Here is a 24597-nt window from a genome sequence, read left to right on the forward strand (position 1 = left end):
GACGCCCATCCTACGGGGGCCCACTGACTGCGAGGCACAGCTCGCCCCCCGTCAGTATGCGGGGAGGGTCCGGGGGCCGAGGTCGTCGCGGGCGGGCGGTGTCGCCAGGCGGACGGAGGCGCCCAGGACGCTCAGGCCGTGCGAGGCGACGACGACCGGCTCCAGGGTGACCGCGACGACCTCGGGGTGGTCGTCCACCAGCCGGGACACGCGCAGCAGCAGCTCCTCAAGGGCGCGGGTGTCGGCCGGTGCGGAGCCTCGCCAGCCGAACAGCAGAGGAGCGGTGCGGATCGACCGCACCAGCGAGCCCGCCTCCCGGTCGGTGACCGGGATCAGCCGGTGCGCGGTGTCCCCGAGCAGCTGTGAGGCGGCTCCGGCGAGCCCGAAGGAGAGCACCGCTCCGGCCGCGGGATCGATGACGGCCCGTACGACGACGTCCACTCCGCGTGGCGCCATCCGCTGCACCACGGGGCGCAGCTCGTCCGGTGCGCCGAACAGCTCGGTCAACTCGGTGTACGAGCGCCGTAGTTGCTCCTCGTCCGCGAGGTCGAGGCGGACGCCGCCCAGGTCGGCGCGGTGCCGCAGGTGCGGGGCGGTGGCCTTGAGGGCCACGGGGTAGCCGAGGGTGCGGGCGGCCTCGGCGGCGGCGTCGGGGGTCGGGGCGGGCAGGGCGCGGTGGACGTGGATGCCGTAGTGGCCGAGCAGGTCGCAGGTCTCTTCCGTGCCGAGCGTGAGTCCCTGCCCACGCGCGAGCAGCCCGTCGATCAGCGCGGCGGCGCCCCTCTGGTCGATGTCGTCGTACTCGGGCACCTTGCCGGGGTCGGCGGCGTCGCGCCGCCACTGCGCGTACGTGACGGCCTGGGCGAGGGCGCGGACGGCGCGCTCGGCGGCGGGGTAGGCGGGGATGAGGTGGGCGCCTTCGGGGGCCTCGACGGCAGGAGGTCGTTCTTCGGTGAGAGACGGACGCGGGGTGGTTTGCGGCGGAATGCCTGATTCTGCCTGTGGTGCCGTGCTCGCCGCCGCCGACAGGGCCTCGGCCAGGCCGCCGAGCTCCACGTGCACGACCAGGACGGGCTTGGCCGGGGCGGCGGCCGATGCCGACCTCAGGGCTTCGGCGAGGGCCGCGTCCGCGACCGAGACCTCCCCGACCGCCGGTATGGCCGTGACGACGACCGCGTCGCACCGGTCGTCGGCCAGTGCGCGCGAGAGGGCCGCGTGGAAGTCCGCCGCGGACGCCGCCGTGGTCAGGTCCTGCGGGGGGTGCGGCCGCAGGCCCTCGGCGAGGCACGCGTCGTAGGTGAGCAGGCCGAGCGATTCGGAGTTGCCGAGGATCGCCACCCGGGGCCCGGCGGGCAGGGGCTGGCGGGCGAGGAGAAGGCCCGCGTCCACCAGGTCGGTGATGGTGTCGACGCGGATGACACCGGCCTGCCGCAGCAGGGCTGAGACGGTCTCGTGCGGCAGCCGGGTCGCCCGGACGGCGTGCCCCTGGGGAGCGGCCGCGTGCCGCGCACCCTGGACCACGACCAGCGGTTTCGCCGCTGCCGTCCGGCGGGCGAGGCGGGTGAACTTGCGGGGGTTGCCGATGGACTCCAGGTACATGAGGACGACGTCGGTGTCGGGGTCCTCGTACCAGTACTGGAGTACGTCGTTGCCGGAGACGTCGGCCCGGTTGCCGGAGGAGACGAAGGTGGAGACGCCGGTCACGCCCGTGACGCCGCCGCCGCGGCGGTGCAGCCGGGAGAGCAGGGCGATGCCGATGGCGCCGGACTGGGCGAACAGGCCGATCCGGCCCGGACGGGGCGTCTCGGGGGCGAGGGAGGCGTTGAGCCGTACCCGCGGGGAGGTGTTGATGATGCCGAAGGCGTTCGGCCCGATGATCCGCATGCCGTACGTGCGCGCCTGGCGCACGAGTGCGCGCTGGCTCTCGCGCCCCTCGAGGCCGCTCTCGGCGTACCCGGCGGAGACCACGACGAGCCCCTGTACGCCGTGCTCGCCGCACTCGGTGACGACCTCGGGGACGTACTCGGCCGGTACGGCGACGACCGCGACGTCGACCGGGCCGTCGATGTCGCGCACCGAGCGGTGGGCGGGCACCCCGTCGAGCTCCTTCTGCCCTTCGGGGAGGGCCTTGTTCACGGCGTACAGGCGGCCGGTGAACCCGGCGTCGCGGATGTTGCCGAGGACGCTGCGGCCCACGCCGCCCGGTGTGCGCCCGGCGCCGATGACGGCGACCGAGCCGGGCGCGAGCAGCCGCTGGACGGACCGGGCCTCGGCGCGGTGTTCGCGCGCGTACTGCACGGCGAGGGAGCGGTCGGTGGGTTCGAGGTCGAACTCCAGACGGACCACACCGTCCTCGAAGCTGCGCTTCTGGGTGTAGCCGGCGTCCGTGAACACCTTGATCATCTTGTTGTTGGCGGGCAGCACCTCGGCGGCGAAGCGGCGGATGCCGCGCTCCCGGGCGACGGCGCCGATGTGCTCCAGCAGGGCGGAGGCGACGCCGCGGCCCTGGTGGGCGTCCTGGACCAGGAAGGCGACCTCGGCCTCGTCGGCCGGTGCCGACGCGGGCGTTCCGTCGGCGCCGATCCGGTCGTAGCGTACGGTGGCGATGAACTCGCCGCCGACCGTGGCCGCGAGTCCCACCCGGTCCACAAAGTCGTGGTGCGTGAAGCGGTGGACGTCCTTGGCGGACAGGCGAGGGTACGGCGCGAAGAAGCGGTAGTACTTCGACTCGTCGGAGACCTGCTCGTAGAAGCTGACCAGGCGATCGGCGTCATCAACGGTGATGGGCCGGATGCGCGCGGTACCACCGTCGCGCAGCACCACGTCGGCTTCCCAGTGGGCGGGATACTCGTGCCGGTCCGGCGAGGTCTGCATGGGCCCCAGAGTACGGCTAGCGCCTGACAACGGGCGCGAGGCAATCTGTGGAGGGCGTCAGTCGGGTCGAGGCCGCGATCCGACGTCACCCCGGGGCGGGTCATCAGGACCGCTCGGGCACAGCTTCACGTTATGGGAAACTGGTCTAGACAACCCTGAACACCGAAGGGCAGCAACACATGGCTGAGCGCCGCGTCAACGTCGGCTGGGCCGAGGGCCTCCACGCCCGCCCCGCTTCCATCTTCGTCCGAGCCGCCACGGCCGCAGGCGTCCCGGTGACGATCGCCAAGGCTGACGGCAACCCCGTCAACGCGGCGTCCATGCTGGCCGTCCTCGGCCTGGGCGCCCAGGGCGGCGAGGAGATCGTCCTCGCCTCCGACGCCGAGGGCGCGGACGCCGCCCTGGACCGGCTGGCCAAGCTGGTCTCCGAGGGCCTGGAGGAACTGCCCGAGACTGTCTGAGTAATTCCCCGCGTCTGACCAGGCGCACCCTGAAGGGCTCGTCCGAATTCCTCGGGCGAGCCCTTCGCCTTTTCCGTGCATTTCCTGTCGGCGGGCAGCAGAAATAATCCCCCGCGAATTTCCCACTCTTTGTATACGGCTCTCGTGTTAATGCCGCAGGCTTGCCGTGTTTACGGCATGTTGCGAGTTCCTCACACGCTCGGCGCGCTCCCCGGCGGAGCCGAAACGCAGCCGGTGCGCGGCCGTCGCGCGCTCGGTGTGCAGCGCCGTGACCGCCCGCGCGCGCTCGCTGTCCCCGCGCGCCACCGCGTCCACGATCGCGCCGTGCTCGGCCCAGGACTCCACGGGTCCGGCCGGTGGATCCACCGCGTACATCCAGGCGATCTTGTGCCGGAGCTGGGTGAGCATCGAGGTCAGCGCGGGGCTGCCGGAGGCCTGGGCGAGCGTCTCGTGGAACCAGCCGCCCAGCGAGCGCAGGTCGTCGCTGTTGCCCCGGCGGGCGCGCTCCTGGCCGAGCCTGACCAGGCCGCGCAGGACCTTCAGATGGGCCTCGGTGCGGCGCTGGGCGGCGCGGGCGGCACCCAGCGGCTCCAGCAGCATGCGCATCTCCAGCAGGTCGGCGGCCTCCTGTTCGGTGGGTTCGGCGACGCACGCGCCCGCGTGCCGCCGGGTGACCACGAAGCCCTCGGCCTCCAGAGTGCGCAGGGCCTCCCGGACGGGGACGCGCGAGACGCCGTAGCGGCGCGCGAGAAGTTCCTCGGTGAGCCGGCTGCCGCGCTCGTAGACACCCGCGACGATGTCGTCCCGGATGGCCGTGCACACCGAGTGCGCGGGAATACGCATGACCGACCTCCGCTTAATCCCCGTGAAACGTCGACTGGTGACGTGTGTTCCGTGACTCTATTGCAATGAGCCGGAATTTCCGACGGCGGGCAGGAATCCAGGGATATTTTTTGGACAGTCGGCCGTGGCGAACGCCGAAAGCCCCGGCTCGGGGAGCCGGGGCTTTCGGGAAGCGGAGCAGTCGCCGTCGGACGTTCAGACGTCCACGCCGTGCGAGCGGAGGTAGGCGACGGGGTCGATGTCGGAGCCGTACTCGGGGCTGGTGCGGGCCTCGAAGTGCAGATGCGGGCCGGTGACGTTGCCGGTCGCGCCGGACAGGCCGATCTGCTGGCCGGGGGTGACCTTCTGGCCCACCGAGACACTGCTGGACGACAGGTGGCCGTACTGGGTGTACGTCCCGTCGTTCATCTTGATCACGACCTGGTTGCCGTAGGAACCGCCCCAGCCGGCCTCGACGACCTCGCCCATGCCGACCGAGTGGACGGCCGTGCCACTGGAGGCGTGGAAGTCGACACCGGTGTGACTGCCGGAGGACCAGACGGCGCCGCCGGTCTTGTAGCCGGTGGAGACGTACGAGCCGGAGATCGGGGAGACGAAGGTGTTGAGGCGCTTGCGCTCGGCCTCGCGGGCGGCACGCTCCTTGGCCTCGCGGGCCTCCTCAGCGCGCTCCTTGGCCTCCTTGGCCGCCTCGGCGGCGCGCTTGCGGGCGGCCTCCTCGGCCTTCTTCTTGGCGGCGGCCTCTTCGGCCGCCTGCTTCTGGGCGACGGCCTGGGCGTCGATCTTCTGGGCCACGGTGTCGCCCATGGTCACGACCGGAGTGAGGCCCGTCTGCTCGACAGCGGGCTCCGCGGCGAAGGCCGGGGCGGCCACGGTGCCGACGACGCCGGTGGTGGCGAGGGCGGCGACGCCCGCCGCGCGGGCCGTGCGACGCTGGATCCGGCTGGGACGACGGTGCTTCCCGGTGGCGCGTGTGAACGCCATGTAGTGGCTGATCCTTTCCTTCCCTCTCGCCTACCGGGTTAGCTGACGGGTTCGGAGCAGGAAGGTCTCCTACGGACCCCCTCGCGACTCGCGCGGGCGTCCGATTCACCCCAGGGACTGCGGTGGGTCCCCGGCTCCCCTGGCTCGCGCCGTACGGGGACTCGGCGATGACTGTCCGGTGCCGCGGGTGCGGCGCACTGCCTGACGAACAGCCCGGACGACGCTAAGCGGCGCCACTTTCAATTCCCAAACGGATCCCGGCTTTTGTAGCGCATCCCACAGGCCAGACGGGCAACTCCTATCCCAATTCGGGCATAAAGGAGCCCTGGTGCCTTAGAAGACAACCAGGGCCCCTGCGCGCGCGTGCCGCTCGCGTCCCGCTACTCGGCGGCGACCACGGCGACTTCGCCGATACCGAGGGCCTCGACCGGGCCCTTGATCTGCGCCGCGTCGCCGACGAGGACGGTCACCAGACGGTCCCCCGGGAAGGCGCTGACGGCCGCCGCGGTGGCCTCCACGGTGCCGGTCGCGGCGAGCTGCCGGTACAGCGCGGCCTGGTAGTCGTCGGGCAGGTGCTGCTCGACCTGGTCCGCCAGCGTGCTCGCGACGGCCGCCGCCGTCTCGTACTTCAGCGGTGCCACGCCGACCAGGTTCTGCACGGCGACGTCCCGCTCGGCGTCGGTGAGCCCCTCGGCGGCGAGGGTGCGCAGCACCGTCCAGAGGTCCTCGAGGGCGGGGCCGGTGTTGGGCGTGTCCACGGAACCGCTGATGGCGAGCATCGCGGCACCGGTCCCGTCCGGGGCGGACCTGAGGACCTGGGCGAACGCCCGTACGCCGTAGGTGTAGCCCTTCTCCTCCCGCAGGACGCGGTCCAGGCGGGAGGTGAGGGTGCCACCGAGGCAGTACGTTCCGAGCACCTGGGCGGGCCAGACGCGGTCGTGCCGGTCCGAGCCGATCCGGCCGATCAGCAACTGCGTCTGGACGGCGCCCGGGCGGTCCACGATGACGACCCGGCCCGTGTCGTCGGCGGTCACCGGCGGCACCGGACGCGGCTCGGCCGAGGAGCCGGTCCAGGCGCCCAGCGTGTCGCCGAGCAGCGCGTCGAGGTCGATGCCGGTGAGGTCGCCGACGACCACGGCGGTGGCCGTCGCCGGACGGACGTGCTTCTCGTAGTAGGCGCGTACGGCCGCGGAGTCGATCGCGGCGACCGTCTCCTCGCTGCCCTGCCGGGGCCGCGACATGCGCGCGCCCGCCGGGAACAGCTCCTTGGAGAGCTCCTTGGCGGCACGGCGGGCGGGGTTGGCCAGCTCGTGCGGGATCTCGTCGAGGCGGTTGTCGACCAGCCGCTCGACCTCGCTGTCCGCGAACGCGGGCGCCCTGAGGGCGTCGGCGATCAGGTTGAGCCCCTTGGCGAGCCGGGAGGCCGGCACCTCCAGGCTCAGCCGGACGCCCGGATGGTCGGCGTGCGCGTCGAGGGTGGCGCCGGCGCGCTCCAGCTCGGCGGCGAACTCCTCTGCGGAGTGCTTGTCGGTGCCCTCGGAGAAGGCCCGGGCCATGATCGTGGCCACCCCGTCGAGGCCGGCCGGCTCGGCGTCCAGGGGCGCGTCCAGCAGCACCTCCACGGCGACGACCTGCTGGCCGGGGCGGTGGCAGCGCAGCACGGTGAGGCCGTTGTCGAGCGTGCCGCGCTCGGGGGCCGGGAAGGCCCACGGCTTGGCGTCGCCCGCCTGCGGCTGCGGGTGGAAGTCCATCGTGGCGAGCTCGGTCACTTGGCCGCCTCCTCGTTCTCGTTCGTGGCCGCGGCTGCGGTGTCCTCGGTGCTTTCGGCGTCCTCGCCGGTCTCGTCGGAGACGGGCTCGTAGACGAGCACCGCGCGGTTGTCGGGCCGCAGCCGGGCCTTGGCGACCTCCTGGACCTCCTCCGCCGTGACGTCCAGCACGCGCTGCACGGCGGTCAGGGCGAGCTGCGGGTCGCCGAACAGCACGGCGTACCGGCACAGTTCGTCGGCGCGTCCGGAGACCGTGCCGAGCCGGTCCAGCCACTCGCGCTCCAACTGGGCCTGGGCGCGCTCCATCTCCTCGGCCGTGGGGCCCTCCTCGGCGAACCGGGCGAGCTCCTCGTCGATGGCGGTCTCGATGACCGGCACCTCCACGTCACCGGACGTCTTCACGTCCAGCCAGCCCAGCGAGGGCGCCCCGGCGAGCCGCAGCAGGCCGAACCCGGCCGCCACGGCCGTACGGTCCCGGCGTACGAGGCGGTTGTAGAGACGGGAGGACTCGCCGCCGCCGAGGACGGTGAGGGCCAGGTCGGCCGCGTCGCACGCGCGCGTGCCGTCGTGCGGCAGCCGGTAGGCGGCCATCAGGGCGCGCGCCGGAACCTCCTCCTCGACGACCTCGCGCAGCTGCTCGCCGATGGTCTCCGGCAGCGCGCCGTCACGCGGAGCGGGCTTGCCGTCGTGGCCCGCGATGGAGCCGAAGTACTTCTCGATCCAGGCCAGGGTCTGCTCCGGGTCGATGTCGCCGACCACGGAGAGCACGGCGTTGTTCGGCGCGTAATAGGTGCGGAAGAACGCGCGCGCGTCCTCCAGGGTCGCCGCGTCCAGGTCGGCCATCGAGCCGATCGGGGTGTGGTGGTAGGGGTGGCCCTCCGGGTAGGCGAGGGCGGTCAGCTTCTCGAAGGCGGTGCCGTAGGGGACGTTGTCATAGCGCTGCCGGCGCTCGTTCTTGACGACGTCGCGCTGGTTCTCCATCGACTCGTCGTCGAGCGCGGACAGCAGGGAGCCCATCCGGTCGGCCTCCAGCCAGAGGGCGAGCTCCAGCTGGTGGGCGGGCATGGTCTCGAAATAGTTGGTGCGCTCGAAGCTGGTGGTGCCGTTCAGCGAGCCGCCCGCGCCCTGGACGAACTCGAAGTGTCCGTTGCCCTTCACCTGGGCGGAGCCCTGGAACATCAGATGCTCGAAAAGGTGAGCCAGGCCGGTACGCCCCTTGACTTCGTGGCGCGAGCCGACGTCGTACCAGAGGCACACCGCCGCGACCGGGGTCAGGTGGTCCTCGGAGAGCACCACGCGCAGGCCGTTGGCCAGGCGGTGCTCGGTCGCTGTCAGGCCCCCGGAGCCTGCCTGGGCTGTGGCCGTGTGACCCATGGGCATGTACGTCCCTTCGATCGCGGTGCGGTCGTTCCAACCGCGGATTCCTGCCGGTCCTGCCACTGTATGCAAGCGCGCGAAGCGCTGGTGAAGTTCCCGGGCGCGTACGCGGAGAGCGAGACGGAGTGACCCGCTGTGCCGGGCCCGGACGGCGCGGCGGGCGTCAGAGACCGGGTCCTGGTCCCGGTTGTCAGTGCGGCGGTCCACAATGGTCGGCGTCAGATCCGGATCGCAGAGGCAAGGAGCCGGCAGCGATGGCCCGCCGCAGCACGAAGACCCCGCCGCCCGACGACTCGTACGAGGAGAGGATCCTCGACATCGACGTCGTCGACGAGATGCAGGGCTCCTTCCTCGAGTACGCGTACTCGGTCATCTACTCCCGCGCCCTGCCGGACGCACGCGACGGCCTCAAGCCGGTGCACCGCCGCATCGTCTACCAGATGAGCGAGATGGGCCTGCGCCCCGAGCGCGGGTACGTCAAGTGCGCCCGTGTCGTCGGCGAGGTGATGGGCAAGCTGCACCCGCACGGCGACGCGTCGATCTACGACGCCCTCGTGCGCATGGCCCAGCCCTTCTCGATGCGCGTCCCCCTGGTCGACGGCCACGGCAACTTCGGCTCGCTGGGCAATGACGACCCGCCGGCCGCCATGCGGTACACCGAGTGCCGGATGGCCGAGGCGACGAGCCTGATGACGGACTCCATCGACGAGGACACCGTCGACTTCAACCCCAACTACGACGGCCAGGAGCAGGAGCCGGTGGCCCTGCCCGCCGCCTTCCCGAACCTCCTGGTCAACGGCGCCTCGGGCATCGCCGTCGGCATGGCCACGAACATGCCGCCGCACAACCTGCGCGAGGTCATCGCGGCCGCCCGCCACCTGATCCGGTACCCGAACGCGGATCTGGACGCGCTGATGAAGCACGTCCCGGGCCCCGACCTGCCCACCGGCGGCCGCATCGTCGGCCTGCCCGGCATCCGGGACGCGTACGAGACGGGCCGCGGCACGTTCAAGATGCGGGCGACCGTCGCCGTGGAGACCGTGACGGCCCGCCGCAAGGGCCTCGTCGTCACCCAGCTGCCCTTCACGGTCGGCCCGGAGAAGGTGATCGCCAAGATCAAGGACCTGGTCGGCTCGAAGAAGCTCCAGGGCATCGCCGACGTCAAGGACCTCACCGACCGCCAGCACGGCCTGCGTCTGGTCATCGAGATCAAGAACGGCTTCGTGCCGGAGGCGGTCCTGGAGCAGCTGTACAAGCTGACGCCGATGGAGGAGTCCTTCGGCATCAACAACGTGGCCCTGGTCGACGGCCAGCCGCTCACGCTGGGCCTCAAGGAGCTCCTGGAGGTCTACCTCGACCACCGCTTCAACGTCGTACGGCGGCGTTCGGAGTTCCGCCGCGGCAAGAAGCGCGACCGGCTGCACCTGGTCGAGGGCCTGCTGACGGCCCTGCTGGACATCGACGAGGTCATCCGCGTCATCCGCTCCAGCGAGAACTCCGCGCAGGCGAAGCAGCGCCTGATGGAGCAGTTCTCGCTGAGCGAGGTGCAGACGCAGTACATCCTCGACACGCCGCTGCGCCGTCTGACGAAGTTCGACCGCATCGAGCTGGAGGCGGAGAAGGACCGGCTCAACGCGGAGATCGAGGAACTGACCCGGATCCTCGATTCGGACGCCGAGCTGCGCAAGCTGGTCTCCTCCGAACTGGCCACCGTCGCCAAGAAGTTCGGCACCGACCGGCGTACGGACCTGCTGGAGGCGGGCGGTACGCCGGTCGCGACCGTGCCGCTCCAGGTGGCCGACGCCCCGTGCCGGGTGCTGCTGTCCTCCACGGGCCTGCTGGCCCGTACGGCGAACGGCGAGCCGTTCGCGGAGGACGCCGGCGCCGAGCGCGTGAAGCACGACGTGATCGTCTCGGCGGTGCCGGCCACCGCCCGTGGCGAGGTGGGCGCGGTCACCTCGACGGGCCGGCTGCTGCGGCTGAACGTGATCGACCTGCCCCAGCTCCCGGAGTCGGTGTCGATGCCGAACCTCGCGGGGGGTGCCCCGCTGGCGGAGTTCGTCTCCCTGGAGGACGACGAGACGGTGGTCTGTCTGACGACCCTCGACGAGTCGTCGCCGGGCCTGGCGATCGGCACGGCGCAGGGCGTCGTCAAGCGTGTGGTGCCGGACTATCCGTCCCACAAGGAAGAGCTCGAGGTGATCACCCTCAAGGAGGGCGACCGGATCGTCGGCGCGGTGGAACTGCGTACCGGCGACGAGGATCTGATCTTCATCTCCGACGACGCCCAGCTGCTGCGCTACCCGGCAGCGCAGGTCCGCGCCCAGGGCCGCGCGGCGGGCGGCATGGCGGGCATCAAGCTCACGGAGGGCGCGAAGGTCATCTCCTTCACGGCGGTGGATCCGGCAGCGGACGCCGTGGTCTTCACCGTAGCGGGCTCGCGCGGCACGCTGGACGACTCCGTCCAGACGACGGCCAAGGTGACCCCCCTCGACCAGTACCCGCGCAAGGGCCGCGCCACGGGCGGCGTCCGCTGCCAGCGGTTCCTGAAGGGCGAGGACTGCCTGTCCCTGGCCTGGGCGGGCCCGGTCCCGGCCCTCGCCGCGCAGAAGAACGGCACTCCGGTCGACCTCCCCGAGATCGACCCGCGGCGGGACGGCTCGGGGGTGTCCCTGGCGAAGACCGTATGGGTGGTGGCGGGCCCGGTCTAGGAGAACTCCGGAGGGCCCGGACAGCACACCTAGGCAGGCTCCGCGAGATCCTCCTCGGTGCCCGGTACGTACCGCAGGACGCCCCACATGCCGTGCTCATCGGCGTGTGGGGCCTCGCTGCGGCACGCGTCGAGCTGCTTGTCGAGGGCGCCGGTGTCGATCCCGGAACCGATGAGGACCAGCTGGGAGAAGCGTTCGTCGCCGGCCGGCCAGGGCTCCGGGTAGAAGCGCAGAAACCGTCCGACGGCGTGGACGGCGTAGCGGTTGCGGACGTCGTAGGGGCCGAAGTCGACGTACCCCTTGATCCGGTACAGCCCCTCGGGACGGCTGTCGAGGAACTCCATCAGCCGGCGTGGGTCGAGGGGCTCCCGGGAGACGAACGACAGGCTGTCGTACGCGCTGTGCAGATGCCCGGCATGGCTGTCCGCTCCGGTCTCGTGCAGGTCGTCGAAGGACAGCTGCCCGACGCGTTCCTCGCTCGGCCGGCAGTCGAAGAGGAACTCGGGGTCGATCCGGCCGTAGGTGGCCGGGACGACGGCCGCGCGGTCGACGAGGGATCGGACCAGCCCGAGGACGCGTTCGCCGTCCGCCGCCCGGTCGGCCTTGTTGACCACGACGAGGTCGGCCAGCGCGAGATGGCGGTCGATCTCGGGATGCCTGGTCCGGGTGTCGTCGAACTCGGCGGCGTCGACGACCTCGACGAGCCCGCCGTACACGATCCGCGGATCCTCGCTCGCGAGCACCATCCGCACGAGTTCCTGCGGCTCGGCGAGACCGCTGGCCTCGATGACGATGACGTCGATGCCGAGGGACGGCTCCGTGAGCCGCTCGAGATAGAGATCCAGTTCGCCGGCGTCGACGGCGCAGCACAGGCATCCGTTGCCGAGCGAGACGGTCGAGTCGCCGAGCGCGCCCGCGACGGCCATCGCGTCGATCTCGATGGCCCCGAAGTCGTTGACGACCGCGCCGATCCGGCTGCCTCCGCTGCGGTGGAGGAGATGATTGAGCAGCGTGGTCTTTCCGGATCCGAGGAATCCGGCCAGCACCACGACCGGGATCTGCCGCGGACTCGGGCTCTGACTCGGACTCGGGCTCGGCTGGCTCACCGTGCGACCTCTCTCACGCCGACGCGTGCACCGGCTCGCGTTCTCGGCACAGGGACGAAGAATGAATGCCGAACCAGGATACGAGCCGCAAGAATCGCGCCGAAGTGAACGATTGTTAGCTGCACTTGCGGGGCAGACGTTCGGCAAGGCGCCGGATCGTGCGACCCTCGCTTCCCTCCGTGCGCCGCCTCTCCGCCTCCCCGCCGATCAGAGCCGCTCGGCACTCTGGGGAGACGGCAAGCGCCGCCCACTGCTCGCCGGTCCCCTCCAGTCGACCCGCATCCCGACGACCGGCGGACGGCCGCCTGACTCGGGGGTTGACATGGCCACACGGAATTTTGGGATACAGGGACTGCGCTCAGCTGCCGCGGCCGGCCTCGGCGTGGTGGCCGGCGCTCTCGTCGCCATGGCGGCACAGAAGCAGGCGATGGACACGCTGCACGAACGCCTGGACCAGCTGGAACAGCACGCCCGCACGCAGCAGCGCTCCAATCTGGCCAGGCAGCAGCGGCAGCACTGGGAGCTGTTGAGCAAGGCGATCGACGACACCGAACTCGCCGAGGTCCTGGACATCTTCGAGAGGCCCGTCACCCCTGAGCGGCGTCGGCAGTACCTCTTCGCAAACGCCCTGTACACCAACCTGCTCTGCTACTACCGCATCGGCAACATGGGAAGGGACGAGTTCTTCAAGCACGTCCGGGGCATCTTCCAGAACCCGATCGTCAGGGAGTACTGGTACGCGACCAAAGGGCAGCGCGCGAGCCTCACGGGCACCGAGGAGGCGGAACTCGGCCGACTCGTCGACGACCTGCTCCTGCAACTCGACGAAGCAGACACCGATGAGTGGTGGGTGGTCGGTGAGCCTCCCATCGACCCATGACGGGAGGAGCCGTCCCACACGGCAGCGCCGAGACGGGACGGCTCCTTCACGACGACGCCATCACTGCGGCATCACTAGGCGTCGGGGATGTCCTTCTTCGCCTTGACCAGCGTCTCCCGCGTGATGACGACGATGCGTTCATAGTCGGCGCGTCCGGCGTCGGCGGGCAGCTGGGTGTCGAGGGAGTCAGTGACATCCGTACCGATGACCGCGAAGTTCCCGTCGGCCAATTCAAAGATGTCGGGACATGTCCCGCCACCGGCACTGCCTCGATAGCGGGGAGCGACACCAAGGCGGCGGATGATCTGACTCACTGTTGAATTCCCTCTGTTCTCAAGGCACAAGCGCCTGCGCCCGCGGCCGCGCGAGCGGTGGCATCCTCGCAGGCCCGAGCCTTGGCCGCCGCGCGACACGCACACAGCCCGCCCCCACGCCCCAAGGAGGCAAGGCATCTTTGCGGCCCTGTTTTATCACCCGCGGGGGTGGAGGCACGCGCGATCCTGGAGAACATCCGCAAGAGTGACGGAAGGCAGCGAAGAATCGATCATCAGCCCGTATAGGGCAGTTGTGGCCGTTTATGCAGTCGGCACGGACACCGGCGCCTCCGGCCCCACATACCGCGCCACCGGCCTGATGATCTTCGTGTCCGCCGCCTGCTCCAGGATGTTGGCGCTCCAGCCCACCGCCCGCGCGGCGGCGAAGGTCGGGGTGAACATCTCTCGGGGCAGGCCGCAGAGTTCCATGACCACGCCCGCGTAGTACTCGACGTTGGTGTGGAGCTCACGGCCGGGCTTCAGCTCCGCCAGGATCGCCTCGACGTGACGCTCGACCTCCACGGCGAAGTCCACGCGCGGCCCGCCGAACGCCTGGGCGACCTCGCGCAGCATCCGGGACCGCGGGTCCTCCGTGCGGTAGATCGCGTGCCCGAAGCCCATGATGCGATCTCCCGCGAGCACGCGTTGACGCACCCAGGAGTCGATCCGGTCCGGGGTGCCGATCGCGTCCAGGGTGTCCAGCGCGCGACTGGGCGCACCTCCGTGCAGCGGCCCGGACAGCGCCGCCACCGCACCGGCGAGGCACGCCGCCACGTCCGCGCCGGTCGACGCGATGACCCGGGCCGTGAAGGTTGATGCATTGAATCCGTGATCAATGGTTGAGATCAGATATTGCTCGATCGCCCGGGCGTGCCGCTCGGTCGGCACCGAGCCGGTCAGCATGTAGAGGTAGTTCGCCGCGTACGACAGATCCTCGCGCGGCTCCACGGGCTCGAGCCCCCGCCCCAGCCGGTGCAGCGCGGTGAGCAGTGTGGGTACGGCGGCGGCCGCCTCGAGCGTGTCCCGCAGACGCTGTTCGGCGTCGATGTCGTACACGGGACGGAACCCCTTCGCCGCACCCAGCAGCGACAGCGCCGTACGCATCCCGGCGAGCGGGCCGGAACGCCCGCCGGCCGCCGCTATGGCCGGCAGAGCGGCTCGCACCTCGTCGGGGAGCCGCCGCAGCGCGGCGGTCTCGGCCACGAAGGCCGCCCTGCGCCCGGCGTCCGGCAGTTCGCCGTGCACGAGCAGGTGCCAGACGTCCTCGAACCCGCGGGTCCGCGCGAGGTCGACGGCCGAGTACTGCCGGTAGTGGTAGAAGCCCTCGAGACCGCGGACGTCACCGATCCGGGTGTCGGTGACGACGACCCCGGCGAGCCCCCGTGGCACGTCGAGAAGAGTGGCTGCGGACCTGTTGACGGACATGTCTTCCTCCCTGGACTTGATTCGACTGTCCATGATTGACTTAAGTCGTGTCAATATTGATCCAATCAATACATCAGTCAATGGGCCGCTAGGCGGATACGGTGACCCCCATGCGCGATCAAGAACCCGCCCCCCGAGATGCGGACAGGCGGCTGAGCACCAAGGAGGCCGCCGAGCTGCTCGGTGTGAAGGCGGAGACCGTGTACGCGTACGTGAGCCGCGGTCAGCTCAGCAGCCGGCGGATGGCCGGCGGCCGGGGCAGCACCTTCGACGCCGGGGAGGTCGAGGCGCTCGCCCGGCGCAACAGGCGGGAGGGCACGGGCAGTTCCGGATCCGGCGGCGAGCTGTCCGTACGGACCCGCATCACGCTCATCGAGAGCGACCACTACTACTTCCGCGGTGTCGACGCGGTGGACCTGGCCGCACGGCACACCTACGAGGAGGTCGCCGAGTGGCTGTGGACGGGCCGGATGCACCCGGGCGCCACCTTCACCGCGCCCGCCGCCTCCGTCGCCGTGGCCCGCCGCGCCGTCGACGCACTGCCCGAGCACGCCGCGCCCACGGATCTGCTGCGCGTCGCCACGATCGCCGCCGCTACCGCCGACCCGCTGCGGTTCGACCTGTCCGAGGAGGCCGTGCTCGGCACAGCGCGCACACTCATTCCCACGCTCGTCGCCGCTCTGCCGCCCGTGAGACACGACCGCCGCGACGAGGGCCCCCTGGCCCACCGCCTGTGGATCCGGCTGACCGGGCGCGACGCCGACGAGGCGTCGCTGCGCGCCCTGGACACCGCTCTCGCCCTGCTCGTCGACCACGATCTGGCCGCCTCCACGCTCGCGGTGCGCGTCGCGGCGTCGGCCCGTGCCCACGCCTACGCGGCGGTCTCCGCAGGGCTGGGCGTGATCGAGGGCCCGCTGCACGGCGCGGCCAGCGGGCTCGCCCACCGGCTGCTCCTCGACGTCCTCGACCAGGGTGACGCCGCGCCCGTGATCGCGGACGAACTGCGCGCCGGCCGCCGCATCCCGGGACTCGGCCACCGGCTCTACCCCGGCGAGGACCCACGCGCGCGTGCCCTGTTCACCCTCCTGGAAGAGATCCCCCGCGCGGAGCCCGCCCTGCTCGCGGCCCGCGACATCGTCGAGACCACCGCTCGCCACGCCCCGCTGCACGCCAACGTCGACCTGGCGCTCGCCGTGCTCACCGCGTCCTGCGGCATGCCGTCGACCGCGGGCGAGACGATCTTCGCCGTGGCCCGTACGGCGGGCTGGATCGCTCACGCCCTGGAGGAGTACGGCGAACGCCCCCTGCGCATGCGTCCGAGCGGTCTCTACGCGGGTCCGAAGCCGCCTCGGCCACTGCCGGAGTAGGGCAGGGCGGGCCCGGACGTCGCCGCGAGCCAACTCAGGTTAGGCTCACCTGTGTGAGTACGTGCACGAGCGTCTCCCGGGACTTCGACGAGCCCGTTTCGGCAACCGCGGCCACCGCGAGGACCTGGCTGCTGCTGGAACAACCTGGTCCGTGGGGTGCCAAGGCTCTCACCTCGAGCCACCTGGACCCCGCGCTGGGCCGTGCCCTGGAGGCTGCCGCCAAGGACACGGGCGTGCGGATCGCACTCATCCGCCGACCCGGACGCCACGCGGACCGCCGTATGCCCTCCTCGCGCCGGGTGTACGCGGCCCACACCGTCCCGGGAAACGTGTGGCTGCACGGCGCCACGACCTCGGACCCGGAGCAACTGCTCGATCTCGACTTCGCCGCGCTCGGCCGGGGCGACCACCACACGTTCGACGCGGTGCTCGGTGGCCTGCCCGACGACGGTGATCCGCTCGCCCTCGTCTGCACCAACGGCAAGCGGGACCGCTGCTGCGCCCTCCTGGGCCGGCCCCTCGCGGCCGAGCTCGCCACGTCGGGGGTCGAGGGCGTCTGGGAGGTCACCCATCTGGGTGGTCACCGCTTCTCCCCGACCGTGCTCGTGCTGCCCTACGGATACGCGTACGGCCGGAACGAGGCCCACACCCTCAAGGAGGTCCTGCACGGCGCCGCGGAAGGGCGGATCGTCGTGGAGGGCTGCCGGGGCAGCTCGGCCTGGGAACGGCCCGGTCAGGCGGCCGAACTCGCCGTGCGCACCGCGACCGGCGAGTATGCCGCGGAGGCGCTGAGCGTCGTACGGACGGCGGGCGCGGCCCCGCGCTGGGAGGTGACCGTCGCCCACACCGACGGGCGCCGCTGGCAGGTCGAGGTGGCCCAGGGCGCGGCTCTGCCGCCCCGCCCGGAGAGCTGCGGGGCGTCCGTCCTCGGTACGCCAGCACGGATGGATGTCGTGGCGGTGCGCGAGATGAGGGTGACGACGGCGCTCGCGAGCTGACCGGCCGGCCTGGGGGCGGCGCTGTCCCGATCAAGCATGGATGCCATGTTCAAGCATTGATGCCGTGTTCGCCCGGTGCCGCCCTCGCAAGCATTGATCAAGAGATCCACGCCACACCCGTTACGGCAGGTAGGCAGCCGCACGTACCGTCTTGGGTATGAGCCCCACTCCCCCCGCACGCCGCCTGCGCCTCGGCCTCCCGCGGCGGGTGTTCTCGCAGGTGCTGCTGATGCAGGTGGCGATCGCCGCGGGAGTCGCGGTCCTCGCGACCGGGCTGTTCCTCGCGCCTCTGAGCAACCAGCTGGACGACCAGGCGATGCGCCGCGCGCTCGCGATCGCGCAGACGACCGCCCAGCAGCCGGATCTCGCACAGGACGTGAGGGACACTCCTCCCTCCCCGAACGGCCCGGTGCAGCAGGAGGCGGAGCGGATCCGCAAGGCCACCAAGGCCGAGTACATCGTGGTGATGGACTGGCGCGGTGTGCGCTGGTCGCACACCGACAAGAAGCAGATCGGCGGCATCGTCTCGACCGACCCCGGCCAGGCCCTGGCCGGCAAGGAGGTCATGGAGATCGACAGCGGCACCCTGGGCCGCTCCGCTCGGGGCAAAGTGCCGCTGCGCGACAGTGACGGCTCCGTCGTCGGCGCCGTCTCGGTCGGCATCGCCTACGACAGCGTCCGGGCCCGGCTGATCCACGCGATCCCGGGGCTGCTCGCGTACGCCGGCGGCGCGCTGGCCGTCGGTGCGCTGGCCGCGTGGCTCATCTCCCGGCGGGTCCACAGGCAGACCCGGGACCTGGCCTTCTCCGACATCGCGGCGCTCCTGTCGGAACGCGAGGCGATGCTGCACGGCATCCGGGAGGGCGTCGTCGCCCTGGACCGCACCGGCCGCATCCGTCTCCTCAACGACGAGGCGCAGCGGCTGCTGAGCATCGACGACGCCGCGGTGGGGAGTTCCCCCGACGAGGCGCTGGGCGCGGGCCGCACGGCCGATGTGCTGGCCGGGCGGGTGACCGGCACGGACCTGCTCACCGTGCGCGGCCAGCGCGTCTTGGTCGCCAACCGCATGCCCACCGACGACGGCGGCGCCGTGGCCACCCTGCGCGACCGCACCGAGCTGGAGCAACTGGGCCGCGAACTCGACTCCACCCGTGGTCTGATCGACGCCCTGCGCGCCCAGGACCACGAACACGCCAACCGTATGCACACGCTCCTGGGGCTGCTCGAACTGGAGATGTACGACGACGCCGTCGAGTTCGTCGGGGAAGTCGTCGGTGACCACCGGGCCACCGCGGAGCAGGTCACCGAGCGGATCGAAGACCCGCTGCTCGCCGCGCTGCTGGTGGGCAAGGCGACCGTGGCGGCCGAGCGTGGCGTCGCCCTGGGGGTGTCGGACCGGACCCGGCTGCCCGACCGGCTGATCGACCCCCAGGGGCTCGTGACCGTTGTCGGCAACCTGGTGGACAACGCCCTCGACGCCGTGGCGGGCAAGCCGCACGCACGCGTGGAGGTCGAACTGCGCGCCGAAGGGCGTACGGCGATCCTCCGGGTGCGCGACACGGGCCCGGGAATCCCGCCGGAGCACCGGGAGTTGATCTTCACCGCCGGATGGTCCACGAAGAAGCCGCCGGCGCACCGCGAGCGGGGCATCGGCCTCTCCCTGGTGCGCAGGCTCGCTGAGCGACAGGGGGGCAGCGCGACCGTCGACGAGGCGTACGGCGGGGGCGCGGAGTTCACCGTCGTCCTGCCCGAAGCGCTCGCCGAGCCGGGTCCCGAACCGGCCCTGGCCGTGCCGTCAGCCCCGCAGACCGCCAAGAAGGAGTCGTGATGATCGAGGTCCTGGTCGTGGACGACGACACCAGAGTCGCGCGGGTCAACGCCGCCTACGTCGAGAAGGTGCCGGGCTTCCACGTCGCCGGCGCAGCCCACAGCGCCGCCGAGGCGCTGCTCCAGCTGGAGACACTGCCCCGGCTGGACCTGGTGCTCCTGGACCACTACCTGCCCGACGAGACAGGGCTGCAGGTCGTCCAGGAGATGCGGCGGCGCGGCCACCAGACCGACGTGATCATGGTGACGGCGGCCCGGGACGTGTCCACCGTGCAGGCGGCGATGCGGCAGGGCGCCCTGCAGTACCTGGTCAAGCCGTTCGCCTTCGCCGGCCTGCGCGCCAAGCTGGAGGCGTACGCGGAGCTGCGCCGCACCCTCGACGGCGGCGGGGAGGCCGAGCAGGCCGAGGTGGACCGTATCTTCGGGGCGCTGTCGACCCCGTCGGAGCCCGATCTGCCCAAAGGGCACTCCCCCACCACCGCGGAGCTGGTCCGTCAGTCCCTGATGCACGCCGACGGGCCTCTGTCCGCCCAGGAGATCGCCGAGCGCACCGGGGTGAGCCGCCAGACCGCCCAGCGCTATCTGAAGCTCCTGGAGCGCACGGGACGGGCCAGGCTGACCCTCAAGTACGGGGACGCGGGCCGCCCGGAACACCGTTACGTGTGGGCAACCCGCTCCTAGCCCGAACAGTCCGGCCGGGGAAGGCACCGCCCCCTACGCTGCTCCCGCCCCGGTCAGCGACCGCACCTCGGTCTCCGCGTGCTTGGCCTCGTCCGGGACGTCCGTCGAGGTGACCGTGCCCAGCCAGCCCGCGAGGAAGCCCAGCGGGATCGAGACCAGGCCCGGGTTCTGCAACGGGAAGTACTGGAGATCGATGCCCGGGAACAGCGAGTCCGGGCTGCCCGAGACCACGGGTGACAGCACCACGAGCACCACGGCCGGAACAAGACCGCCGTAGACGGCCCACACGGCGCCACGTGTCGTGAAGCCTCGCCAGAACAGGGAGTAGAGCAGCACGGGGAGGTTCGCCGACGCGGCGACGGCGAAGGCGAGACCCACCAGGAACGCCACGTTGAGATCCCGCGCCAGCAGGCTGAGGGCGATCGCCACCACCCCCACTCCGACTGCCGCGACGCGGGCCACCGCCACCTCACTGCGCGGCTTGCCGCCCCGCCGCCGCAAGGACGCGTACAGGTCGTGCGCCACCGAGGCCGAGGACGCGAGCGTGATCCCGGCGACCACGGCGAGGATCGTGGCGAACGCGACCGCGGCGACGATCGCGAAGAGAACTGTCCCTCCCGTGGACCCGGCACCGCCGCCCAGATCGAGCGCCAGCAGCGGAACCGCCGTGTTCCCGGCCGCGTTCGACCCGCGCACGGCGTCCGGCCCCACGAGGGCGGCGGCGCCGAAGCCGAGCACGATCGTCATCAGGTAGAAGCCGCCGATCAGTCCGACGGCCCAGACGACCGAGCGGCGTGCGGCGCGCGCGGTGGGGACGGTGTAAAAGCGGGACAGGATGTGCGGCAGCCCGGCCGTACCCAGCACCAGGGCCAGTCCCAGACTGATGAAGTCGAAGCGAGCGGTCCAGTCCCCGCCGTACTTCAACCCGGGCGCCAGGAACGCCTCCCCGTGACCGCTGCGCTCCGCCGCCGTGAGCAGCAGCCGGTCCAGGTCGCCGTGGAAGCGCATCAGGACGAGCACCGTCAGCGCGATGGTGCCGCCGAGCAGCAGAACGGCCTTGACGATCTGAATCCACGTGGTCGCCCGCATCCCTCCCAGCGACACATAGATCACCATGAGCGCGCCCACGCCGATGACCGTCCAGGCCCGAGCGGCCTCGCTCGTACCCCCCAGCAGCAGCGCCACCAGGCTGCCCGCGCCGACCATCTGCGCCACCAGGTACAGAACGGACACGGTGACCGAGGAGGTTCCCGCCGCGATCCGTACCGGCCGCTCCCTCATCCGCGCCGCCACGACGTCGGCGAGCGTGAACCGGCCGCAGTTGCGCACCAGTTCGGCGACGAGGAACAGCACCACCAGCCAGGCCACGAGGAACCCGACGACATACAGCAGCCCGTCGTAGCCGAACAGCGCGATGAGCCCGGTGACCCCCAGGAAGGAGGCGGCCGACATGTAGTCGCCGGCGAGGGCAAAACCATTCTCCATAGGTGAGAAGAGCCGCCCGCCCGCGTAGAACTCCTCCGCCGAACCACGCCGTCTACGGCTCACCCACGTCGTGATCGCCAGCGTGACCGCGACGAACGCGCTGAACAGCAGCAGCGCCAGCGTCTGATGTTCCCCCGTCACGAGACACCGCCGTTCGTTCCGCGCGTCAGTTCCTGTGTGTCCCAGCGCAGTTCGAGCGCCGCCCGGTCCCTGCGCAGCCGGGCGTGCCGCGCGTACGCCCAGGTGAGCAGGAACGTGGTCAGGAACTGCCCGAGCCCCGCGGCCATCGCCACGTTCACCGCTCCGGCCACGGGCCGGGCCATCAGCTCCGGCGCGGTCGTGGCAGCCACGACGTAGCCCACGTACCAGGCGAAGAAGGCCACGAAGGCCGGCACCACGAACCTCCGGTACCTCCGTCGCACCTCCTGGAAGGCCGCGCTGCGCTGCACTTCCAGGTACACCTCGGCCGGCGCGGGCCCGGTCTCGCCCTCCCTACGCGCCGGTGGCACCACCGCCGGAGCGGCCGCCCCGGCACCGACCGACTCGCCCCAGCCGGAGGCCAGGGCGTCGTACCAGGGATCGTCGTACCTGAGATGCCCGGCCTCCTCGGCCGGGACCGGCTCCTGAGCGTCGAGAGGCTCGACCCAACTTTCCTCACCGGCCCCGCTTCCGCGGGGACGGCCCTTGCTTGGCTGCATACCCAAGGATGGACAGAACGGGAAGATCCCCGACTTCCCTTCCCTTTCCGCTTCACCCCTTCAGGTGACTCAACCCGCTGGTGGCCGCACGAGACCCTTTCCATAGGCGTAACGCACCGCCTGGGCACGGTCCTTGATCCCCGCCTTGGCGAAGAGGTTGTTGATGTGGGTCTTCACGGTCGCGGTGGAGACATGGAGTCTGCGGCCGATCTCGTGGTTGCTGAGCCCGTCGGCGATGAGGAGCAGCACCTCCGTCTCCCGCACGGTGAGCCCGTCCGGCGCCTCAGCAGGCGCCGCCGGCCTCGGCTCCGCCAGGCGTTCCAGCAGCCGTCTCTGGATGCTCGGCGAGAGCCCCGCCTCCCCGGACAGCACACTGTGCACGGCCCGCACGATCTCGTCTCCGCCCGCGTCCTTCGTGAGATAGCCGCGCGCCCCGGCGGCCAGGGCCGGGAACAGGGACTCGTCGTCCGCGTACGTCGTGAGCACCACAACCTGTGTCCCGGGGTGCTGCGCGCGGATGCGGCGGGTCGCCTCCACTCCGTCGCAGCGGGGCATGCGCAGGTCCATCAGCACCACGTCCGGGGCCAGTTCCGCGACGAGCCTCACCGCCTCCTCACCGTCTCCGGCGGCGCCGACCACCTCGATCCCGGGCAGCAGACCGAGCAGCATCACGATGCCCTCGCGCACCACGGTCTGGTCGTCCACGACCACCACCCGAGCGGGCTTTCGCTCGGCCTCCTGCGTCATACCGGCACCTTCAACGTCACGACGAACCCCTCTTCGCCCGGCCCGGCCTCGAGCGAACCGCCCAGCAGCTCGGCACGCTCCCGCATGCCCAGCAGACCGTACCCGGCGCCCGTCCGGGTCAGCTCGCCCGGCGAGCCGCCCGAGTCCCGCACGTCGAGGGTCACTTCGTGCGGACGGTAATCGAGCCGCAGGCGCACCTTGGCGCCCCGAGCGTGCTTGCAGACGTTCGTCAGGGCCTCCTGGGCGGCTCTGCGCACGGTCTGCGAGGCCTCGGCCGGCAGGGCCCTGCGTTCACCCGTGATGGTGATCTCGGCGCCGTCGGCCGAACCCACCAGCTGATTCAGGAAGTCCTCCAGCGGGGTCAGCTCTCCACGCAGGGCCGAGAGCGCATGCCGGGTCTCGGAGAGTCCGCCGCGCGCCATCTCGCGTGCCGCCACCACTCGTTCTAGCACCTGCTCCCGTTCCCCTCCGCGCTCGATCAGCAGCCGGGCGGCCTCCAGGTGCACGAGCTGGGCAGAGAGGCTGTGCGCCAGCACGTCGTGGATCTCCCGCGCTATGCGGGCCCGCTCCGCGAGCGCCGCCGTCTCCGCCTCGGCCACGCGTGCGGCCCGCTCCTGGGCGAGCAGCCGCTGGGCACTGCCACGGGCCTCGGCGTCGAGACGCAGCGTGTATCCCGCGAGGGCGATGCCGACTCCGGTGACCACGGACGTCAGTATGCCGTCGTTGTTGACGGCACCGTACGAACCGAGCGCCACGCCGGCTGCGGTGAGGGCGACTGCCGAGGGAAGCCGTTCCAGCGCCGAGACGGCGCACCCGCACCACATGACCAGGGCCGCCACCTCGAACCCCGACATATGGGCCGCGACGGCAAGGCCCTGGAGCAGCGCGAGCGAAGCCAGCGACGGCCACAGGCGATGCTGGAGTGTGGTCCGGAAGAACGCCCAGGCGAGCAGGGCCGCCAGCAGCACTCCGCCGGCACCGGCAGCCGCCCTCCGGCCTCCCGCATGACCGTCGGAGAAGGCACCCCACAGCAACAGGCCGAGGACCAGGGCCCGCACCGTCCAGGCCAGCATGCAGCGGGAGCGTGAGATTCCCTCGCGGCTGAGCGCCTCCCGGGAAGGCCAGCGCGTCCAGGCGTTCTCCTTCACACACGCTCCTTCCACGCAGGTCGGGCCGTGCTTTCACGGTACGCCCCGCTCATGTTCACGGCAGGGCGCGGCGACTGACCGCGCCAGGCCAGGATTCCGGCTCGGACGAGAAGGGTGCCGGCGAGTCCCAACAGCAGGGCCGAGCTGTCCTGGTGAACGCCGGCGGCGGCCCCGAGCGCGAAGAGGCCGACGCGCAGTCCGATGCCGATTACCCAGACGGCGGCGCTCGCCATGCTGCTTTTGCTCCACACGGTGCCGTCCCGCTCCACCCATATGCGGGTGGTCCAGGCCCAGCCGGCTCCGGTGGCCAGGCCGACGAGCAGTTCGGCGCCGAGCAGGAGCACCGAGGCCGAGTGGTGACCCGGATCGAGTATGCCGGGCTCGCGCAGCGCGACGACGGCCAGGATCGCGGGCAAAAGCCACCAGCGGCGCCCGCCGTCGATCCGGCTCGCGCGGAACTGACGGGTGATCACCACCACAGCAACGGCCACGAGAACCAACTCGTCGACGAGCCCGGACATCACAACCTCCGTGAGCAACAAGGGACGTGCCGGCAGCGGGTGCCGCCGACGCCTTCGACGCTACGGAAATCGCCAGGTCACAGGATCGGAGCCAGGGTGGATCACGGGTGGACCCCAGCCCGGGCACCTCTCCACCCACGGGTGGAGAGACACCTCGGGCAAGGCCGGTATCGAGTCCGGACGCCTCATGCGGGCACCGCTGATGACGCACCCGAACGCGGGCGGCACAGCGATGTCGACGAGCGGTTCACGCCGGTCACCGCCGCCCCTGCCGTGCCCCGCGGCCGCCCGGCCCCGCCCCGCCGGCCCCCTCCTGGGGCGCTCCGCACGGCGCCACCCCGCATCACGGCGGCCCCGGCCCCCACGGCTGGCGCGGAACCACAAC

Annotated in this window: 20 protein-coding genes and 1 riboswitch; of the genes, 7 read left to right on the forward strand and 13 right to left on the reverse strand. The window is 71.4% G+C overall.

Translation table 11 applies throughout. The features are described from left to right. Nucleotides 1-51 precede the first annotated feature (51 nt). Entirely contained in the window at nucleotides 52-2874 is a 2823-nt protein-coding gene (locus tag ACFT32_RS38680; RefSeq protein ID WP_382498525.1) for a GNAT family N-acetyltransferase, read from the reverse strand. Between the two features lie 179 nt (nucleotides 2875-3053). Here ACFT32_RS38680 and ACFT32_RS38685 point away from each other — a divergent pair, with 179 nt between their 5' ends. Then, nucleotides 3054-3335, forward strand: a complete 282-nt coding sequence (locus ACFT32_RS38685; RefSeq protein WP_003993478.1) for an HPr family phosphocarrier protein — start codon at nucleotides 3054-3056, stop codon at nucleotides 3333-3335. A 147-nt stretch (nucleotides 3336-3482) separates the two neighbouring features. On the opposite strand, the gene ACFT32_RS38690 is transcribed toward ACFT32_RS38685, so the two are convergent. The 4 genes from ACFT32_RS38690 to ACFT32_RS38705 all read right to left on the reverse strand — a co-directional run bounded on the left by ACFT32_RS38690 (nucleotide 3483) and on the right by ACFT32_RS38705 (nucleotide 8307). Further along, nucleotides 3483-4178 carry a GntR family transcriptional regulator gene (locus tag ACFT32_RS38690; protein ID WP_382498527.1) on the reverse strand — a complete coding sequence of 232 codons (696 nt, stop codon included), beginning with the start codon at nucleotides 4176-4178 and terminating at the stop codon, nucleotides 3483-3485. Nucleotides 4179-4373: 195 nt separating this feature from the next. Beyond that, nucleotides 4374-5159, reverse strand: coding sequence for a M23 family metallopeptidase (locus ACFT32_RS38695; protein ID WP_382498529.1), 786 nt, complete (start codon nucleotides 5157-5159; stop codon nucleotides 4374-4376). Nucleotides 5160-5171: 12 nt separating this feature from the next. Then, nucleotides 5172-5336, reverse strand: a riboswitch (cyclic di-AMP (ydaO/yuaA leader). Nucleotides 5337-5539: 203 nt separating this feature from the next. Then, entirely contained in the window at nucleotides 5540-6928 is a 1389-nt protein-coding gene (locus ACFT32_RS38700) for a M16 family metallopeptidase (RefSeq protein ID WP_382498531.1), read from the reverse strand. Next, on the reverse strand, nucleotides 6925-8307 hold the full coding sequence (locus tag ACFT32_RS38705; protein ID WP_382498532.1) for a M16 family metallopeptidase: 1383 nt from the start codon (nucleotides 8305-8307) through the stop codon (nucleotides 6925-6927). The genes ACFT32_RS38700 and ACFT32_RS38705 overlap by 4 nt, the downstream gene beginning before the upstream one ends. A 251-nt stretch (nucleotides 8308-8558) precedes the next feature. Between ACFT32_RS38705 and ACFT32_RS38710 the strand changes: the two genes are divergently transcribed. Next, nucleotides 8559-11015 carry a DNA topoisomerase (ATP-hydrolyzing) subunit A gene (locus tag ACFT32_RS38710; RefSeq protein WP_382498533.1) on the forward strand — a complete coding sequence of 819 codons (2457 nt, stop codon included), beginning with the start codon at nucleotides 8559-8561 and terminating at the stop codon, nucleotides 11013-11015. Between the two features lie 29 nt (nucleotides 11016-11044). Here the strand turns inward: ACFT32_RS38710 and ACFT32_RS38715 are convergent, their stop codons facing one another. After that, nucleotides 11045-12121, reverse strand: a complete 1077-nt coding sequence (locus ACFT32_RS38715; RefSeq protein WP_382498535.1) for a CobW family GTP-binding protein — start codon at nucleotides 12119-12121, stop codon at nucleotides 11045-11047. Between the two features lie 322 nt (nucleotides 12122-12443). On the opposite strand from ACFT32_RS38715, the gene ACFT32_RS38720 reads away from it, so the two are divergent. Beyond that, the gene (locus tag ACFT32_RS38720; RefSeq protein ID WP_382498537.1) at nucleotides 12444-13001 is read left to right on the forward strand and encodes a DUF6082 family protein; all 558 of its coding nucleotides are present in this window, start codon (nucleotides 12444-12446) and stop codon (nucleotides 12999-13001) included. Nucleotides 13002-13075: 74 nt separating this feature from the next. Here ACFT32_RS38720 and ACFT32_RS38725 read toward each other — a convergent pair whose 3' ends face one another. Next, complete coding sequence (locus tag ACFT32_RS38725) at nucleotides 13076-13315, reverse strand: hypothetical protein (protein WP_382498540.1); 240 nt, start codon at nucleotides 13313-13315, stop codon at nucleotides 13076-13078. A 261-nt stretch (nucleotides 13316-13576) separates the two neighbouring features. After that, nucleotides 13577-14740: a citrate synthase/methylcitrate synthase gene (locus tag ACFT32_RS38730; RefSeq protein ID WP_382498542.1), complete on the reverse strand. Its 1164-nt coding sequence runs from the start codon at nucleotides 14738-14740 to the stop codon at nucleotides 13577-13579. A 110-nt stretch (nucleotides 14741-14850) separates the two neighbouring features. Here ACFT32_RS38730 and ACFT32_RS38735 point away from each other — a divergent pair, with 110 nt between their 5' ends. The 4 genes from ACFT32_RS38735 to ACFT32_RS38750 all read left to right on the forward strand — a co-directional run bounded on the left by ACFT32_RS38735 (nucleotide 14851) and on the right by ACFT32_RS38750 (nucleotide 19613). Continuing rightward, a complete protein-coding gene (locus tag ACFT32_RS38735) occupies nucleotides 14851-16107 on the forward strand; it encodes a citrate/2-methylcitrate synthase (RefSeq protein ID WP_382498543.1) in 1257 nt (418 codons plus the stop codon). 53 nt (nucleotides 16108-16160) lie between these two features. Further along, nucleotides 16161-17105 (forward strand): sucrase ferredoxin, encoded by a 945-nt coding sequence (locus tag ACFT32_RS38740; RefSeq protein ID WP_382498546.1) that lies wholly within the window; start codon nucleotides 16161-16163, stop codon nucleotides 17103-17105. A gap of 157 nt (nucleotides 17106-17262) precedes the next feature. Then, entirely contained in the window at nucleotides 17263-18933 is a 1671-nt protein-coding gene (locus tag ACFT32_RS38745) for an ATP-binding protein (RefSeq protein WP_382498548.1), read from the forward strand. Beyond that, nucleotides 18933-19613, forward strand: a complete 681-nt coding sequence (locus ACFT32_RS38750) for a response regulator (RefSeq protein WP_382498550.1) — start codon at nucleotides 18933-18935, stop codon at nucleotides 19611-19613. The genes ACFT32_RS38745 and ACFT32_RS38750 overlap by 1 nt, the downstream gene beginning before the upstream one ends. A gap of 33 nt (nucleotides 19614-19646) precedes the next feature. Here the strand turns inward: ACFT32_RS38750 and ACFT32_RS38755 are convergent, their stop codons facing one another. The 5 genes from ACFT32_RS38755 to ACFT32_RS38775 all read right to left on the reverse strand — a co-directional run bounded on the left by ACFT32_RS38755 (nucleotide 19647) and on the right by ACFT32_RS38775 (nucleotide 24212). Continuing rightward, nucleotides 19647-21239 (reverse strand): cation acetate symporter, encoded by a 1593-nt coding sequence (locus ACFT32_RS38755; protein ID WP_382498552.1) that lies wholly within the window; start codon nucleotides 21237-21239, stop codon nucleotides 19647-19649. Beyond that, on the reverse strand, nucleotides 21236-21796 hold the full coding sequence (locus tag ACFT32_RS38760; protein WP_382498554.1) for a DUF485 domain-containing protein: 561 nt from the start codon (nucleotides 21794-21796) through the stop codon (nucleotides 21236-21238). Before ACFT32_RS38760 ends, ACFT32_RS38755 begins: the two co-directional genes overlap by 4 nt. Before the next feature lie 69 nt (nucleotides 21797-21865). Beyond that, a complete protein-coding gene (locus ACFT32_RS38765; protein WP_382498556.1) occupies nucleotides 21866-22543 on the reverse strand; it encodes a response regulator in 678 nt (225 codons plus the stop codon). Beyond that, a complete protein-coding gene (locus ACFT32_RS38770) occupies nucleotides 22540-23691 on the reverse strand; it encodes a sensor histidine kinase (protein ID WP_382498559.1) in 1152 nt (383 codons plus the stop codon). The genes ACFT32_RS38765 and ACFT32_RS38770 overlap by 4 nt, the downstream gene beginning before the upstream one ends. Continuing rightward, entirely contained in the window at nucleotides 23688-24212 is a 525-nt protein-coding gene (locus ACFT32_RS38775) for a DUF1453 domain-containing protein (protein ID WP_382498560.1), read from the reverse strand. The genes ACFT32_RS38770 and ACFT32_RS38775 overlap by 4 nt, the downstream gene beginning before the upstream one ends. Nucleotides 24213-24597 lie beyond the last annotated feature (385 nt).

The sequence above is a fragment of the Streptomyces sp. NPDC057002 genome, from assembly GCF_042673825.1.
In the GTDB taxonomy this organism is placed as follows: Bacteria; Actinomycetota; Actinomycetes; order Streptomycetales; family Streptomycetaceae; genus Streptomyces.